The following is a 14,919-nucleotide window of genomic DNA, read 5'->3' on the forward strand; positions in this document are numbered from 1 at the left end:
AGGCTCCCAGTAGACGACTGGGTTGATAGGCCGGATATGGAAGCCCAGTAATGGGTGGAGTTGACCGGTACTAATAGGCCGAGGGCTTGTCCTCAGTTGCTCGCGTCCACTGTGTTAGTTCTGAAGTAACGAACTCCCGCCCTTTGCCGGTTGGTTGTAGTTCGACATCTTCATAGTGTTTCGGTGGTCATAGCGTTAGGGAAACGCCCGGTTACATTCCGAACCCGGAAGCTAAGCCTTTCAGCGCCGATGGTACTGCAGGGGGGACCCTGTGGGAGAGTAGGACGCCGCCGAACAATTATTGGCCTCAGGCCCTGGACTTCGTGTCCGGGGTCTGAGGCTTTTTTGCGTTCCAAGGGCCGGGTCACCCCCTGTGCGCCGGCCCGAGTCGGCTGACGGTAAAGTCAGGGGGCATCGTTGGCACGTTTCCACAGGAGGCCCCCGGGTGGAGGTTCAGGAGACTCGCGTTCAGACGGACCGGGTCCTCACCATCCCCAACATCCTCAGCATGGCCCGCCTCGCAGGCGTGCCGCTGTTCCTGTGGCTGATCCTTCGCCCCGAGTTCGGCGGGCCGAAGAGTGACGGCTGGGCGTTGCTCGTACTCATGCTCAGTGGTGTCAGCGACTACCTCGACGGCAAGCTGGCCCGGCGCTGGAACCAGATCAGCAGGTTGGGGCGCCTCCTGGACCCGGCCGCCGACCGCCTGTACATCCTTTCCACCCTTGTCGGTCTGACATGGCGTGAGATCCTGCCGCTCTGGCTGACCGTGGCCCTTTTGGCTCGCGAGCTGATGCTGCTGGTGATGGTGGGAATCCTCCGCCGGCACGGGTATCCGCCTCCGCAGGTGAACTTCCTGGGCAAGGCGGCGACGTTCAACTTGATGTACGCCTTCCCGCTCCTGCTGCTCAGTGACGGGAGTGGTTGGCTTTCGTCACTCGCTGAAGTTTTCGGGTGGGCCTTCGCCGGATGGGGTACAACTCTGTATTGGTGGGCAGGGATCCTCTACGTGGTCCAGGTCCGCCGACTTGTCAAGGCGGATACCGCGGCCGATTGAGCCCGTCTGTCCGGTGCCGTGCAGTGATTGCCGGCGCCTGTGCCTGTTTGTCCTAAGACGGACGCTGTCCCGGACGGGTGAAGTCGGCTTGACCGTCGTCTCTGCAAGGAGGACGCTTCCGACATGAAGGCCGTCGTTATGGCCGGTGGCGAAGGAACTCGACTTCGCCCCATGACCTCGAGCATGCCCAAGCCGCTCCTGCCGGTTGCCAACCGGCCGATCATGGAGCATGTGCTGCGGCTGCTCAAGCGGCACGGGCTCAATGAGACCGTCGTGACCGTGCAGTTCCTCGCCTCACTCGTTAAGAACTACTTTGGTGACGGCGAAGAACTCGGCATGGAACTGACCTATGCCAACGAGGAGAAGCCACTCGGTACCGCGGGAAGTGTCAAGAACGCCGAGGAAGCACTGAAGGACGACGCCTTCCTCGTCATCTCCGGTGATGCGCTCACGGATTTTGATCTGACCGACCTCATCGCGTTCCACAAGGAAAAGGGCGCGATGGTCACGGTGTGTCTGACCCGGGTACCGAATCCGCTGGAATTCGGCATCACCATCGTGGACGAGGAAGGGAAGGTGGAGCGCTTCCTGGAGAAGCCCACCTGGGGGCAGGTCTTCTCCGACACGGTGAACACCGGCATCTACGTCATGGAGCCCGAGGTCTTCGACTACGTCGAAGCGGATGTTCCGGTGGACTGGTCCGGGGACGTCTTTCCGCAGCTCATGAAGGAAGGCAAGCCGATCTACGGCTATGTCGCCGAGGGCTACTGGGAGGACGTCGGCACCCACGAAAGCTACGTCAAGGCGCAGGCCGACGTGCTCGAGGGGAAGGTTGATGTCGAACTCGACGGGTTCGAGATCTCGCCGGGTGTGTGGGTCGCCGAGGGTGCCGAGGTGCATCCGGACGCGGTGCTGCGTGGGCCCCTCTACATCGGGGACTACGCCAAGGTCGAGGCGGGTGTGGAGATCCGCGAGCACACGGTCGTCGGCTCGAACGTGGTCGTGAAGAGCGGCGCTTTCCTGCACAAGGCGGTTGTTCACGACAACGTCTACATCGGGCAGCACAGCAATCTTCGCGGCTGTGTGATCGGCAAGAACACCGACATCATGCGGGCGGCCCGCATCGAGGACGGGGCCGTCATCGGCGACGAGTGCCTCGTCGGTGAAGAATCGATCGTCCAGGGCAACGTGCGGGTCTACCCCTTCAAGACCATCGAGGCCGGTGCCTTCGTCAACACCTCGGTGATCTGGGAGTCCCGTGGGCAGGCGCATCTCTTCGGGGCGCGTGGTGTCTCCGGGATCCTGAACGTCGAGATCACCCCGGAGCTGGCGGTACGGCTGGCGGGCGCGTACGCGACGACGCTCAAGAAGGGGGCGACGGTCACCACCGCCCGTGACCACTCCCGCGGCGCGCGGGCGCTCAAGCGGGCGGTGATCTCCGCGCTCCAGGCCAGCGCCATCGACGTACGCGACCTGGAGAACGTGCCCCTGCCCGTCGCGCGCCAGCAGACGGCTCGGGGAAGCGCCGGCGGCATCATGATCCGGACGACGCCCGGCGTGCCCGACTCGGTGGACATCATGTTCTTCGACGAGCGGGGCGCCGACCTGTCACAGGCGGGGCAGCGGAAGCTCGACCGGGTGTACGCGCGCCAGGAGTACCGGCGTGCGTTCCCGGGCGAGATCGGCGACCTGAGCTTCCCGTCCAGCGTCTTCGACTCGTACACCGGATCCCTGCTGCGGAACGTCGACACGACCGGCGTCTCGGAAGCGGGGCTGAAGGTCGTCGTGGACGCGTCCAACGGAAGTGCCGGGCTCGTTCTGCCCAGCCTCCTGGGGCGCCTCGGGGTGGACTCGCTGACGATCAACCCCGGTCTGGACGAGTCGCGGCCCACCGAGTCCGCCGAGTCGCGGCGGGCCGGGCTGGTGCGGCTCGGCGAGATAGTGGCGTCGGCGCGTGCGGCGTTCGGGGTGCGGTTCGACACGGTCGGTGAGCGGCTGTCGCTCGTCGACGAGCGGGGCCGGATCATCGAGGACGACCGGGCGCTTCTGGTGATGCTGGACCTGGTGGCCGCCGAGCGGCGCAGCGGGCGTGTGGCGCTGCCGGTGACGACGACGAGGATCGCCGAGCAGGTCGCGGCGTACCACGGTACGCAGGTGGACTGGACGACGACGTCTCCGGACGACCTGACCCGGGTCGGGCGTGAGGAGTCGACGATCTTCGGCGGGGACGGCCGCGGTGGTTTCATCGTTCCCGAGTTCAGCAGCGTCTTCGACGGTACGGCGGCGTTCGTGCGGCTGATCGGGCTCGTGGCGCGTACCCAGCTCACGCTCAGCCAGATCGACGCGCGCATTCCGCGTGCGCATGTGCTGAAGCGGGACCTGGCGACGCCGTGGGCGGTCAAGGGCCTGGTGATGCGCCGGGTCGTGGAAGCGGCCGGGGACCGGCACGTGGACACCACCGACGGTGTGCGGGTCGTCGAGGCCGACGGCCGGTGGGTGATGGTGCTGCCCGACCCGGCCGAGGCCGTCACGCACCTGTGGGCGGAGGGCCCGGACGACGCGTCCGCGCAGGCACTGCTGGACGAGTGGGCCGCCGTGGTGGACAGCGCGGGCCGCTGAGCCGCTGAGCACGGCGGCCGCAGAACGGTGTGCCGGGAGGCGTCCCTGGGCGCCTTCCGGCAACACCGGTGGGGCCATTCGGCGGTAGCCGCTCCGACGTGCGACGATGTGCGGCATGTCGCAGCAGCCCCCCGTTCGGAGCACCGGCTCCCCGCCTCCGCGTCCCGATGCGTCCATGTCGCTGCTGACCAATGTGATGGACCACGCGCTCGACGACGGGTACGCGGAGGCGTCCGCCCGCCGCGCCGCCGAGGGTGGCGGCCTGCCCCGCACACTGCGCGCCAAGCTGGGACTGGCGGCCGGACTGGTGCTGGCCGCCCTGGTGGTCACGCTCGGTGCCGCGCAGGCGCAGATATCGGCACCGGTGGTGGCGAAGGAGCGCGAGGAGCTCATCGACCGCATCGAGTCGGAGACCTCGGCGGCGGACGCTCTGGAGAAGCGGATCGAGGTGCTGCGTACCGAGGTGGGGGAGCGGCAGCGCAAGGCGCTGGAGCAGCACGGCGGGGATCAGGGGCAGCTCGTGGCGCTGCTGTCGGGGGCGACGCCGGTGCGGGGGCCGGGGGTCAAGCTCGTCGTCGATGACGCCAAGGACACCGACGAGGGCGGCGGCGGGCCACGGGAGAGCAGCGGGTTCGCCGATACGGGCCGGGTCCGGGACCGTGACATGCAGCGGGTGGTGAACGGGCTGTGGCAGGCCGGTGCGGAAGCCATCGCCATCAATGGACAGCGTCTGACCGCCCTGTCGGCGATCCGTGCGGCGGGCGACGCCATACTGGTCGACAACAAGCCGCTGGTGCCGCCGTACACGGTGCTGGCGGTAGGGGACGGAAAGAAGCTGAGCACGACGTTCCAGGACAGCGCCGACGGGCAGTACCTGCACGTGTTGCAGGAGAACTTCGGTATCCGCACCAGCATTTCGGATCAGGCCGAGGTGCGCCTGCCGGCCGCGCCGAGCCTGATCGTACGTACAGCACAGCCGAGCAACGCCGGCACCGGAACCGGAACGGGTGACGGGCAGGGCGCGGCCGACACAGGGAAGGGCACATCTTGATCGCCGTACTGGGCCTCGTCGTGGGAGTCGTGGTCGGACTGTTCATCCGGCCCGAGGTGCCGGCGGTGGTCGAGCCCTATCTGCCCATCGCCGTCGTGGCGGCCCTGGACGCGGTCTTCGGCGGCTTGCGGGCGATGCTCGACGGGATCTTCGTGGACAAGGTCTTCGTCGTCTCCTTCCTGTCGAACGTCGTCGTGGCCGCGTTGATCGTGTTCCTCGGCGACAAGCTGGGCGTCGGCGCGCAGCTCTCCACGGGTGTGGTGGTCGTGCTCGGCATCCGGATCTTCTCCAACGCCGCCGCGATCCGGCGGCATGTGTTCCGGGCGTGAGGCCGATGAGCAACGAAGAGACACCGAACCCGACCCCCGAGCCGGAGCAGGGGCGACAGCCCGAGCAGCGGCCTGAGCCGGAGCAGCGCGGGCCCGAGCAGCAGACCGGGCGGCAGCGGCTGATGGCCGGCCTGTGGCCGCCACGGGTCACGCGGGCGCAACTCATCGTGGCCGTGCTGTTGTTCGGGCTGGGCCTGGGCCTGGCGATCCAGGTCCGTTCGACCAGCGACACCGGTGCCCTGCGCGGCGCGCGCCAGGAGGACCTGGTGCGCATTCTCGACGAGCTGGACGACCGTACGCAGCGGCTGGAGGACGAGAAGGCCCGCCTGGAGGACCAGCGCACGGAGCTGGAGAACAGCTCCGACCAGGCGGAAGAGGCGCGGAAGCAGACGCTGGAAAAGGAGCGCCAGCTCGGCATCCTGGCCGGTACGGTGGCGGCGCAGGGGCCCGGCATCACGCTGACCATCGACGACGGCGCCGGCGCGGTCGAGTCCGACATGCTGCTCGACGCGATCCAGGAGCTGCGGGCGGCCGGTGCCGAGGCGATCCAGGTCAATGGCGTCCGGGTCGTCGCCGACTCGTACTTCTCCGGTGACGCCGGGGACATAGAGGTGGACGGCCGGAAGATCAAGGCCCCGTACCGCTTCAAGGTCATCGGCAAGCCGCAGGACCTCGAACCGGCGCTCAACATCCCGGGAGGCGTCGTACAGACGCTGGAGAAGGAGCAGGCCACCGCCACGGTGACCCGGTCGCAGAAGATCGTCGTGGACGCCTTGCGACCGGCGGAGCGGCCTGACTACGCTCGGTCGTCATCGCAGTGAGGCGGGGGTACATGGGGGTTGCGGGGGGTCGACGCATCAGACAGGTGGTGCGTGATGGAAACTGTCCGGAGGATACGGACGTTGTGATGATGTCCGGGTCGGCAGGTGTGGTCATTCAGGGTTCGTCCTGCCCCACGGGCGGGTCTGTTTCGTTCAAGGGGAATCGCCCGTGAAGTTGTTTGCGAAGTTGTTCGGCAAGAGCGCACGCGAGGACGGCGGCAACGCCAGGCACCGCGCGCCGCGCCATGGCCAGAGTGAGGAGCAGGGCGGCGAGCGCCCGCTCTTCCGTGATGAGGTCGCGGGTCCGGGCGGTGACATTCCGGGGGGCCAGGGCGCGTCTGTTGACCCTGCCGGTCCCGGCCGCATAGGTTTCGGGGAACCATCAACCTCGAGTACGGGTGGAGGGTTTACGCCCGACCCGTACGCGACGAGCGCCCACGCGGGCCAGCCGCGGCAGGAGGATTCGTCCATGCCGGTGTGTACGAGGTGCGGGCACCGCAACGCCGAGGCGAGCCGGTTCTGCTCCAACTGCGGTGCGCCGCTGCGGGCGGGCGTCCCCGCCGAGCGCGCGTCCGAGACGACGTCGACGATCTCCATCTCCGGCCTGGAGGCGTACGACTCCGAGGTCACCGGCCAGACGCAGTTGCCGTCGCTGTCTCCCGAGGCGCAGGCGGCCGTCGAGGCGCTGCCGCTCGGTTCGGCGCTCCTGGTGGTGCGGCGCGGTCCGAACTCGGGCAGCCGTTTCCTGCTGGACAGTGATCTGACCACGGCGGGCCGGCACCCGCAGAGCGACATCTTCCTCGACGACGTGACCGTGTCGCGCCGTCACGTGGAGTTCCGCAGGTCGCCCGACGGGTCGTTCACCGTCTCGGACGTCGGCAGCCTCAACGGCACCTACGTCAACCGTGAGCGGATCGACTCGGTTCCGCTGGCGAACGGCGACGAGGTGCAGATCGGCAAGTACCGGCTGGTCTTCTACGCGAGCCAGCGGGGCGTGTGACCCGGCAGGGGAGGCCCATGCTGCGAACCACGACGGGCGGTGCCGGCGACGGCACCGCCGGCGCGGGCGGTCGGCTGGTGAGCATCGGGACGGTGCTCAACCAACTGCGTGAAGAGTTTCCCGAAGTCACGATCTCCAAGATCAGGTTCCTGGAGGCGGAGGGGCTCGTCGAGCCGCAGCGGACGGCTTCCGGATACCGGAAGTTCAGCCCCGGGGATGTGGAGCGGCTGGCGCGCATCCTGCGGATGCAGCGGGATCACTATCTGCCGCTGAAGGTGATCCGCGAGCACCTGGACGCGGTCGAGCGCGGCGAGCAGGCGGAGCTGCCGCCCGCCCCGGGGCCGCAGCGCGACCCCCTGGACGGCGAGCCATGGGAGCCGGCCGGGCAGGACCGTCCTACGGCTGCCCGGGTCGGCAGGGCGGAGCTGCTCGCGGCCGCGGGGGCCGGCGAGGAGGAGCTCGCCGAGTGGGAGTCGTACGGGCTCGTCGTGCAGGGCGTGGACGGCGGGTACGACGCCGAGGCGGTGACGGTCGCGAAACTTGTCGCGGATCTGGGGAGATTCGGTCTGGAACCGCGACATCTGCGGGCGGTGAAGGCCGCCGCCGAGCGGGAGGCCGGACTGGTCGAGCAGGTGGTCGCGCCGCTGCGCAGGCACCGTAATCCGCAGACCAGGGCGCATGCCGAGGCGACCGCGAAGGAGCTGGCGGCACTGTCCGTACGGCTGCACGCCGCGCTGGTGCAGACGGCCCTCGGCGTCCGCTTGCACTGATCTTGACAAGGGCCCGACTATCCAAACCGGTCCGGCACGTCCTAGGGTTGCAATGTGAACGAGCTCGATGTTGTCGGTGTCCGGGTGGAAATGCCGTCCAACCAGCCGATCGTGCTCCTGCGTGAAGTGGGAGGCGACCGGTACCTCCCGATCTGGATCGGTCCGGGGGAGGCGACGGCGATCGCCTTCGCGCAGCAGGGCATGGCTCCCGCCCGGCCGCTCACTCATGACCTTTTCAAGGATGTGCTCGAGGCCGTGGGCCAGGAGCTGACCGAGGTCCGCATCACGGACCTGCGGGAAGGGGTCTTCTACGCGGAGCTGGTCTTCGCCAGCGGAGTCGAGGTGAGCGCCAGGCCCTCCGACGCCATAGCGCTGGCCTTGCGCACCGGGACCCCGATCTACGGGAGTGACGGGGTGCTCGACGACGCGGGAATCGCCATCCCCGACGAGCAGGAGGACGAGGTGGAGAAGTTCCGCGAGTTCCTCGACCAGATTTCGCCCGAGGACTTCGGCACCAGCAGCCAGTGAGGCCGGTGAGCCATCGCAACCGGCTGGGTGTGAGCCGGTTGGTGATGCTCGGCGGCCTTTCGCTGATGCGTGCCGGTGGGCCGCCGGGGCTTCGGGCCGGCGCGGCCGGCCGCCGGGGCGGCGGCGAGGGGCGTTGCCGAGAGGCGCGGCCGGGGGCTTTCGGCCCATTCGAGCACCCTTTCCCGGATTTGGGATACGGGAAACCACTCTCAGGGTGATTATCACTCGGCGTGCCGAGTGTGGCGATCGTTGACGCACCCCGGGTGACTGCCTACCGTCGAGATGGCAGGTCAAGGACGGAGGGTCGGCGTGATGAGCAGCGGCGACGGTGCGACTGGGGGCCTCCCCGGACGAAGTCTGGGGAAGAGCGGGCCGTATCCGCTTCACGGAAGTGCGGCCGACCCGGCTCACGCGGGTGCGACCGGCGCGGGTGTCGGCGCGGCGCAGGGGCAGCCGGTCGATCCGGTCGCCGAAACGATCGGCTATCGCGGGCCGACGGCGTGCGCGGCCGCCGGGATCACGTACCGGCAGCTCGACTACTGGGCCCGTACCGGGCTGGTCGAGCCGAGTGTGCGGCCCGCGTACGGGTCGGGAACGCAGCGGCTCTACAGCTTTCGCGATGTGGTCGTCCTCAAGATCGTCAAGCGCTTCCTGGACACGGGCGTCGCCCTCCAGAACATCCGCACGGCCGTCCAGCACCTGCGTGCGCGGGGCTTTCGCGACCTGGAGCGCATGACGCTCATGAGCGACGGTGCGACGGTGTACGAGTGCTCGTCGCCGGACGAGGTCGTCGATCTGCTCCAGGGCGGCCAGGGGGTCTTCGGGATCGCCGTGGGCGTGGTGTGGCGGGACGTCGAGGCGGCGTTGTCGCAACTGCACGGGGAGCGCATCGACACCGGGGAGACGCTGGTCGGGCAGAACCCGTCGGACGAGCTGGCGCGGCGGAGACGTGACAGGGCCGTCTGAATCGCGTTCCGTACGTGTGTGCGGGCGATTGTCAGTGGCGTAGGGCAGCATCGTTGGTGTGAGAGCCGCGCCGACGATCCTGCATCTGGACATGGATGCCTTCTTCGCCGCCGCCGAGCAGGCGGCGAAGCCGAGTCTGCGCGGAAAGCCGGTGGTTGTCGGCGGCCTGGGGCCGCGTGGGGTCGTCGCCACGGCGTCGTACGAGGCCAGGCGGTTCGGGGTGCATTCGGCGATGCCGATGGCACAGGCGCGGCGGCTGGCGCCGAACGCCGCGTATCTGGTGCCGCGGTTCTCCCTGTACCGCGCGGTCAGTGAGCAGGTCATGGAGTTGCTGCGCGGGCTGTCGCCGCTCGTCGAGCCGCTGAGCCTCGACGAGGCCTTCGTGGACCTGGAGGCCGGGGACGCGGCGCATGACGCGGCCACCGCGCGGGCGGCCGGGGAGCGGCTGCGCAGGGACATCCACGCGGTCACGGGGCTGACCGGGTCGGTGGGTCTGGCCGGCTCCAAGATGCTCGCGAAGATCGCCTCGGAGGAGGCCAAGCCCGACGGGCTGGTGCTGATCGAGCCCGGTACGGAGCGGGAGCTGCTGGGCCCGAAGTCGGTGCGGATCCTGCCGGGGGTGGGGCCGGCCACCGGGGAGCACCTGCGGCGGGCCGGTATGACCACGGTGGCGGACCTGGCGGCGGCGGGCGAGGACGAGCTCGTACGGCTGCTGGGCAAGGCGCACGGGGAGTCCCTGTACCGGATGGCCATGGGGTACGACGACCGGCCCGTGGTGGCGGAGCGGGACGCCAAGTCGGTGTCGGTGGAGGACACCTTCGACGTGGACCTGCACGACCGGGTGCGGGTGCGGATGGAGGTGGAACGGCTGGCCGAGCGGTGCGTGCAGCGGCTGCGGGGTGCGGGTCGGTCGGGGCGGACGGTGGTCCTGAAGGTACGGCGGTACGACTTCTCGACGCTGACCAGGTCCGAGACGCTGCGTGGGCCGACGGACGACCCCGTGGTGGTGCGGGAGGCCGCGGCCCGGCTGCTCGAAGGCGTGGACACCACGGGCGGGGTGCGGCTCCTCGGCGTGGGCGTCTCGGGGCTCGCGGACTACACGCAAGAGGACCTGTTCGCCCAGGCCGCCGCGGAGGGGGTGGCGGGCGTGGACGGTACGTCGGCCGGCTCGGCCGGAAGCGGCGTACCTGTGCGGGCGGAGCCGGGTGCCCTGCCAGACGTCGGCGGCCCCCGCCCGGCGACCGTGCCGTCCGGCCCGGCTCCCGCGTACGGGGAGGGGCACGTGGCCGGGGCAGGCGGACCTGCGGTGGGGCTGGGCGCCCATGCTCGCGTGGGAGACGCGGCCGGTGTGGCCGGGCCCGGGGTGGTGGGGTCCGGTGGTGGGGGCGTAGCCGGGGGCGGTGGCTCAGTGGGTGGTGCGGGCGTCCCTGGTGGCGGTGGCCCTGCCGGTGGTGCGGGCTCGGCCGGTGCTGCGGACGTTCCCCGGGGTGGTGGCCCAGCGTCGGGCGCAGGCGTACCCGGTGGCGTGGGCGCACCCGGCCGTGGTGGCACAGCCTCCGGTGGCGGTGGCCCCGCTGGGCGTGGTGACCCGGCCGGTGGTGCGGGCGTGGCCGGGGGCGCTGGCGGCGCCGCGCCCGGTGGGCCTGGTGGTGGGGGTGAGGGGCGGCGGTGGGTGGCTGGGCAGGATGTGCGGCATGTGGAGCATGGGGCCGGGTGGGTGCAGGGCAGTGGGGTGGGGAGGGTGACCGTGCGGTTCGAGGTGCCGGGGTCGGCGCCGGGGCGGGTGCGGACGTTCTGGGCGGACGACCCGGACCTGGAGCCGTCGGAGCCGTTGCCGCTCGTACCGGGTCAGTCGTCCTGGCCGGCGACCTTGCCGAAGTCGCGGTCAGGGGACTCCGGGGAAGGAGGTGGCGGGAGCGCGAGACCGTAGTGGTGGTAGAGCTGGAGCTCCTGCTCGGGGGAGAGGTGGCGGCCGACGCCGAAGTCGGGGGCGTCCTTGATCAGGGCACGGTCGTACGGGATGTGCAGGCCGTCGTCCGCGAGGTCGCTCGGCTCCAGGGGGACGAAGGCGTCGCGGCTGAACAGGCCCGTGCGGACGGCGGCCCACTCGGGGACGCCCGTCGCGTCGTCCAGGTACACCTCGTCGATGGTGCCGATCTTGTGGCCGTTGCGGTCGAAGGCCTTGCGGCCGATCAGGCTGCGCGGATCGATATCGGTCTGCACGGTCCCTCCAACTGGTCGCAACCGCTCTGTAAACACTACGAAAGTGCACATCGGTGACGTCGGCCACTCGAGGGATCGGGCGAGGACCGCGCTGGTAGGCTGGCAGACGGCCGCTGACCCCGTGCGGGAGAGTCCTCCGGAGAAACCTTTCGGAGGCGCCGAAGGAGCAAATCCTCCCCGGAATCTCTCAGGCACCCGGTACCGCACGGACGAGGTCACTCTGGAAAGCAGGGCGGGCGTTCGACGGCATCCGCTCTCACCGACGGTGAAAGCCGGCCCGCCCCGACCCGGGGAGGTCCGGTGAAGCTCTCAGGTTGAGATGACAGAGGGGGAGGCCGTCCGGGCACCCGCGCCGTGGTGCCCCTCGCAGGTCGTATCGACCAGGAGGCCTCCGCAATGACCGCCAACCGCATTCCGCTCTCCGTACTCGAACAGGGCATCCCGTTCGAGCAGCGGCACATCGGGCCCGACGACGAGGCCCGCGCCAAGATGCTCGCGCAGGTCGGCTACGGTTCGCTCGACGAGCTCACGGCTGCCGCGGTGCCGGATGTGATCAAGAGCGCCGAGGCGCTCGGGCTGCCCGACGCCCGCACCGAGGCCGAGGTCCTGGCCGAGCTGCGCTCGCTCGCCGACCGCAACCAGGTGCTCGCCCCGATGATCGGCCTCGGCTACTACGGCACGTTCACGCCGCCGGTCATCCTGCGGAACGTCATGGAGAACCCCGCCTGGTACACCGCGTACACGCCGTACCAGCCGGAGATCTCGCAGGGCCGCCTGGAGGCGCTGCTCAACTTCCAGACCATGGTCGCCGACCTGACCGGACTGCCCACGTCCGGCGCCTCGCTGCTCGACGAGGGCACCGCCGCCGCCGAGGCCATGTCGCTGGCCCGCCGCGTCGGCAAGGTCAAGGGCGGGGTCTTCCTGGTCGACGCCGACGCCCTGCCGCAGACCATCGCCGTCATCGAGACCCGCGCCGAGCCGACCGGTGTCGAGGTCGTCGTCGCCGACCTGAGCGACGGCATCCCGGCCGAGGTCGCCGAGCGCGGCGTGTTCGGCGTGCTGCTCCAGTACCCCGGCGCCTCCGGTGCCGTCCGGGACATCAAGCCGGTCATCGACCAGGCCCACGAGCTGGGTGCCATCGTCACCGTCGCCGCCGACCTGCTGGCGCTGACCCTGCTGACCTCGCCCGGCGAGCTGGGCGCCGACATCGCGGTCGGCACGACCCAGCGCTTCGGTGTGCCCATGGGCTTCGGCGGTCCGCACGCCGGCTACATGGCCGTGCGCGACAAGTTCGCCCGCTCCCTGCCGGGCCGGCTCGTCGGCGTCTCCGTCGACGCCGACGGCAACAAGGCGTACCGGCTCGCCCTCCAGACCCGCGAGCAGCACATCCGCCGCGAGAAGGCCACCAGCAACATCTGCACCGCGCAGGTGCTGCTCGCCGTGATGGCCGGCATGTACGCCGTCTACCACGGCCCCGAGGGGCTCAAGCAGATCGCCCAGCGCGTCCACCGGTACGCGGTCGTCCTCGCCGAGGGCCTGCGCGCCGGCGGCGCCGACGTCGTCCACGGCACCTTCTTCGACACCGTGACCGTCCGGGTGCCCGGCAAGGCCGCCGAGGCCGTCGCCGCCGCCCGCGAGAACGGCGTCAACCTCCGCCTCGTCGACGCCGACCACGTCTCGGCCGCCTGCGACGAGACCACGGGCCGCGCCCAGATCGTCGCCGTGTGGGACGCCTTCGGCGTGCGGGGCGACATCGAGGAGCTGGACGCCGCCACGGCCGACGTACTGCCCGACGCGATGCTGCGCTCCGACGCCTACCTCACCCACCCCGTCTTCCACGCGCACCGCTCCGAGACGTCGATGCTGCGCTACCTGCGCAAGCTCGCCGACCGCGACTACGCGCTGGACCGGGGCATGATCCCGCTCGGCTCCTGCACCATGAAGCTGAACGCGACGACCGAGATGGAGCCGGTGACCTGGCCCGAGTTCGGGCAGATCCACCCCTTCGCGCCGGTCGACCAGGCGCAGGGCTACCTCACCCTGATCCGTGAGCTGGAGGAGCGCCTCGCCGAGGTCACCGGCTACGACAAGGTCTCCATCCAGCCCAACGCCGGTTCGCAGGGCGAGCTGGCCGGTCTGCTCGCCGTCCGCGCGTACCACCGCGCCAACGGCGACACGCAGCGCACGGTCTGCCTGATCCCGTCTTCCGCGCACGGCACCAACGCCGCGAGCGCCGTGATGGCCGGGATGAAGGTCGTGGTCGTCAAGACCGCCGACGACGGCGAGATCGACGTCGAGGACCTGCGCGCCAAGATCGAGCAGTACCGTGACGAGCTGTCCGTCCTGATGATCACCTACCCGTCCACGCACGGCGTCTTCGAGGAGCACGTCGCGGACATCTGCGCCCAGGTGCACGAGGCGGGCGGCCAGGTGTACGTGGACGGTGCCAACCTCAACGCGCTGGTGGGCCTTGCGAAGCCGGGCGAGTTCGGCGGCGACGTCTCGCACCTGAACCTGCACAAGACCTTCTGCATCCCGCACGGTGGCGGCGGCCCCGGCGTCGGCCCGGTCGGCGTCCGGGCGCACCTCGCCCCGTACCTGCCCAACCACCCGCTCCAGCCGAGCGCCGGCCCCGACACGGGCGTGGGCCCGATCTCGGCCGCGCCGTGGGGTTCGGCCGGCATCCTGCCGATCTCCTGGGCGTACGTCCGCCTCATGGGCGGCGAGGGCCTCAAGCGCGCGACGCAGGTGGCCGTCCTCGCGGCCAACTACATCGCCAAGCGCCTGGAGCCGCACTACCCGGTGCTCTACACCGGCCCGGCCGGACTCGTCGCCCACGAGTGCATCGTGGACCTGCGCCCGATCTCCAAGGCGACCGGCGTCAGCGTCGACGACATCGCCAAGCGGCTGATCGACTACGGCTTCCACGCCCCGACCATGTCGTTCCCGGTGGCCGGCACGCTGATGATCGAGCCGACCGAGAGCGAGGACCTGACCGAACTCGACCGGTTCTGCGACACGATGATCGCGATCCGCGCCGAGATCGAGAAGGTCGCGTCGGGCGAGTGGCCCGCCGACGACAACCCGCTGCGCAACGCCCCGCACACGGCGGCCGCGCTGGGCGGCGAGTGGACGCACGCGTACAGCCGTGAGGAGGCGGTCTTCCCGGCCGGTGTCTCGGCCGCGGACAAGTACTGGCCGCCGGTTCGCCGCATCGACGGAGCGTTCGGCGACCGGAACCTGGTCTGCTCCTGCCCGCCGCTGGACGAGTACGACAACTGACGGTCATGACGAAGGAGGGCCGGTACGGGAAGACTCCCGTACCGGCCCTCCTTCGTGCCGTGCCTCAGGCGGCCGTCACGACCTTCGAGGCGCTCAGCGGCCGGTGCGGCGCGATGATCTGGCCGTCCGGCAGCAGCTCACCGGTGTCCTCGAAGAGCAGGACGCCGTTGCACAGCAGGCTCCAGCCCTGTTCCGGGTGGTGAGCCACCAGGCGGGCCGCCTCCCTGTCGGCGGAGTCGGCGGTCGGACAGGCTGGCTGGTGCTGGCACATGGGTC

General features: G+C 70.0%; 13 protein-coding genes, 2 rRNA genes and 1 riboswitch. Of the genes, 13 read left to right on the plus strand and 2 right to left on the minus strand.

The window, feature by feature from the left end; all coding sequences use genetic code 11:
• The 12 genes from AB0J57_RS04530 to AB0J57_RS04585 form a co-directional block, all read left to right on the plus strand.
• Positions 1 to 94, plus strand: a 23S ribosomal RNA gene (locus AB0J57_RS04530); the annotation flags it as partial.
• An 85-nt stretch (positions 95 to 179) separates the two neighbouring features.
• Positions 180 to 296 (plus strand): 5S ribosomal RNA (gene rrf, locus AB0J57_RS04535).
• Positions 297 to 445: 149 nt separating this feature from the next.
• Positions 446 to 1,054, plus strand: coding sequence for a CDP-alcohol phosphatidyltransferase family protein (locus AB0J57_RS04540; RefSeq protein WP_366126480.1), 609 nt, complete (start codon positions 446 to 448; stop codon positions 1,052 to 1,054).
• A gap of 123 nt (positions 1,055 to 1,177) precedes the next feature.
• Positions 1,178 to 3,673 (plus strand): mannose-1-phosphate guanyltransferase, encoded by a 2,496-nt coding sequence (locus tag AB0J57_RS04545; RefSeq protein WP_366126481.1) that lies wholly within the window; start codon positions 1,178 to 1,180, stop codon positions 3,671 to 3,673.
• 115 nt (positions 3,674 to 3,788) lie between these two features.
• Positions 3,789 to 4,724: a DUF881 domain-containing protein gene (locus AB0J57_RS04550; protein ID WP_366126482.1), complete on the plus strand. Its 936-nt coding sequence runs from the start codon at positions 3,789 to 3,791 to the stop codon at positions 4,722 to 4,724.
• Positions 4,721 to 5,053: a small basic family protein gene (locus AB0J57_RS04555; RefSeq protein WP_064068997.1), complete on the plus strand. Its 333-nt coding sequence runs from the start codon at positions 4,721 to 4,723 to the stop codon at positions 5,051 to 5,053. Before AB0J57_RS04550 ends, AB0J57_RS04555 begins: the two co-directional genes overlap by 4 nt.
• Before the next feature lie 5 nt (positions 5,054 to 5,058).
• Positions 5,059 to 5,874 (plus strand): DUF881 domain-containing protein, encoded by an 816-nt coding sequence (locus tag AB0J57_RS04560; RefSeq protein WP_366126483.1) that lies wholly within the window; start codon positions 5,059 to 5,061, stop codon positions 5,872 to 5,874.
• 61 nt (positions 5,875 to 5,935) lie between these two features.
• The gene (locus tag AB0J57_RS04565) at positions 5,936 to 6,874 is read left to right on the plus strand and encodes an FHA domain-containing protein (protein WP_366127152.1); all 939 of its coding nucleotides are present in this window, start codon (positions 5,936 to 5,938) and stop codon (positions 6,872 to 6,874) included.
• Positions 6,875 to 6,891: 17 nt separating this feature from the next.
• The gene (locus AB0J57_RS04570; protein ID WP_366126484.1) at positions 6,892 to 7,644 is read left to right on the plus strand and encodes a MerR family transcriptional regulator; all 753 of its coding nucleotides are present in this window, start codon (positions 6,892 to 6,894) and stop codon (positions 7,642 to 7,644) included.
• A gap of 54 nt (positions 7,645 to 7,698) precedes the next feature.
• On the plus strand, positions 7,699 to 8,172 hold the full coding sequence (locus AB0J57_RS04575) for a bifunctional nuclease family protein (RefSeq protein ID WP_004002801.1): 474 nt from the start codon (positions 7,699 to 7,701) through the stop codon (positions 8,170 to 8,172).
• A gap of 312 nt (positions 8,173 to 8,484) precedes the next feature.
• Positions 8,485 to 9,138, plus strand: coding sequence for a MerR family transcriptional regulator (locus AB0J57_RS04580; RefSeq protein WP_366126485.1), 654 nt, complete (start codon positions 8,485 to 8,487; stop codon positions 9,136 to 9,138).
• A gap of 58 nt (positions 9,139 to 9,196) precedes the next feature.
• Positions 9,197 to 11,068, plus strand: a complete 1,872-nt coding sequence (locus AB0J57_RS04585; RefSeq protein WP_366126486.1) for a DNA polymerase IV — start codon at positions 9,197 to 9,199, stop codon at positions 11,066 to 11,068.
• Here AB0J57_RS04585 and AB0J57_RS04590 read toward each other — a convergent pair.
• Positions 10,987 to 11,361, minus strand: a complete 375-nt coding sequence (locus AB0J57_RS04590) for a PRC-barrel domain-containing protein (protein ID WP_366126487.1) — start codon at positions 11,359 to 11,361, stop codon at positions 10,987 to 10,989. The genes AB0J57_RS04585 and AB0J57_RS04590 overlap by 82 nt on opposite strands.
• Before the next feature lie 114 nt (positions 11,362 to 11,475).
• Positions 11,476 to 11,575, plus strand: a riboswitch (glycine riboswitch).
• A 182-nt stretch (positions 11,576 to 11,757) separates the two neighbouring features.
• Here AB0J57_RS04590 and gcvP point away from each other — a divergent pair.
• A complete protein-coding gene (gene gcvP / locus AB0J57_RS04595; protein WP_366126488.1) occupies positions 11,758 to 14,643 on the plus strand; it encodes an aminomethyl-transferring glycine dehydrogenase in 2,886 nt (961 codons plus the stop codon).
• 64 nt (positions 14,644 to 14,707) lie between these two features.
• Here the strand turns inward: gcvP and AB0J57_RS04600 are convergent, their stop codons facing one another.
• The gene (locus AB0J57_RS04600; protein ID WP_189551922.1) at positions 14,708 to 14,914 is read right to left on the minus strand and encodes a DUF5999 family protein; all 207 of its coding nucleotides are present in this window, start codon (positions 14,912 to 14,914) and stop codon (positions 14,708 to 14,710) included.
• Between the last annotated feature and the right edge of the window lie 5 nt (positions 14,915 to 14,919).

The organism is Streptomyces sp. NPDC049837, assembly GCF_040674455.1.
Classification (GTDB): domain Bacteria; phylum Actinomycetota; class Actinomycetes; order Streptomycetales; family Streptomycetaceae; genus Streptomyces.

Bases quoted from the DNA above. Each gene is read 5' to 3' on its own strand.
- AB0J57_RS04545 (WP_366126481.1), top strand. From the start codon at position 1,178: ATGAAGGCCGTCGTTATGGCCGGTGGCGAAGGAACTCGACTTCGCCCC.
- AB0J57_RS04550 (WP_366126482.1), top strand. From the start codon at position 3,789: ATGTCGCAGCAGCCCCCCGTTCGGAGCACCGGCTCCCCGCCTCCGCGT.
- AB0J57_RS04560 (WP_366126483.1), top strand. From the start codon at position 5,059: ATGAGCAACGAAGAGACACCGAACCCGACCCCCGAGCCGGAGCAGGGG.
- AB0J57_RS04570 (WP_366126484.1), top strand. From the start codon at position 6,892: ATGCTGCGAACCACGACGGGCGGTGCCGGCGACGGCACCGCCGGCGCG.
- AB0J57_RS04580 (WP_366126485.1), top strand. From the start codon at position 8,485: ATGAGCAGCGGCGACGGTGCGACTGGGGGCCTCCCCGGACGAAGTCTG.
- gcvP (WP_366126488.1), top strand. From the start codon at position 11,758: ATGACCGCCAACCGCATTCCGCTCTCCGTACTCGAACAGGGCATCCCG.
- AB0J57_RS04600 (WP_189551922.1), bottom strand. From the start codon at position 14,914: ATGTGCCAGCACCAGCCAGCCTGTCCGACCGCCGACTCCGCCGACAGG.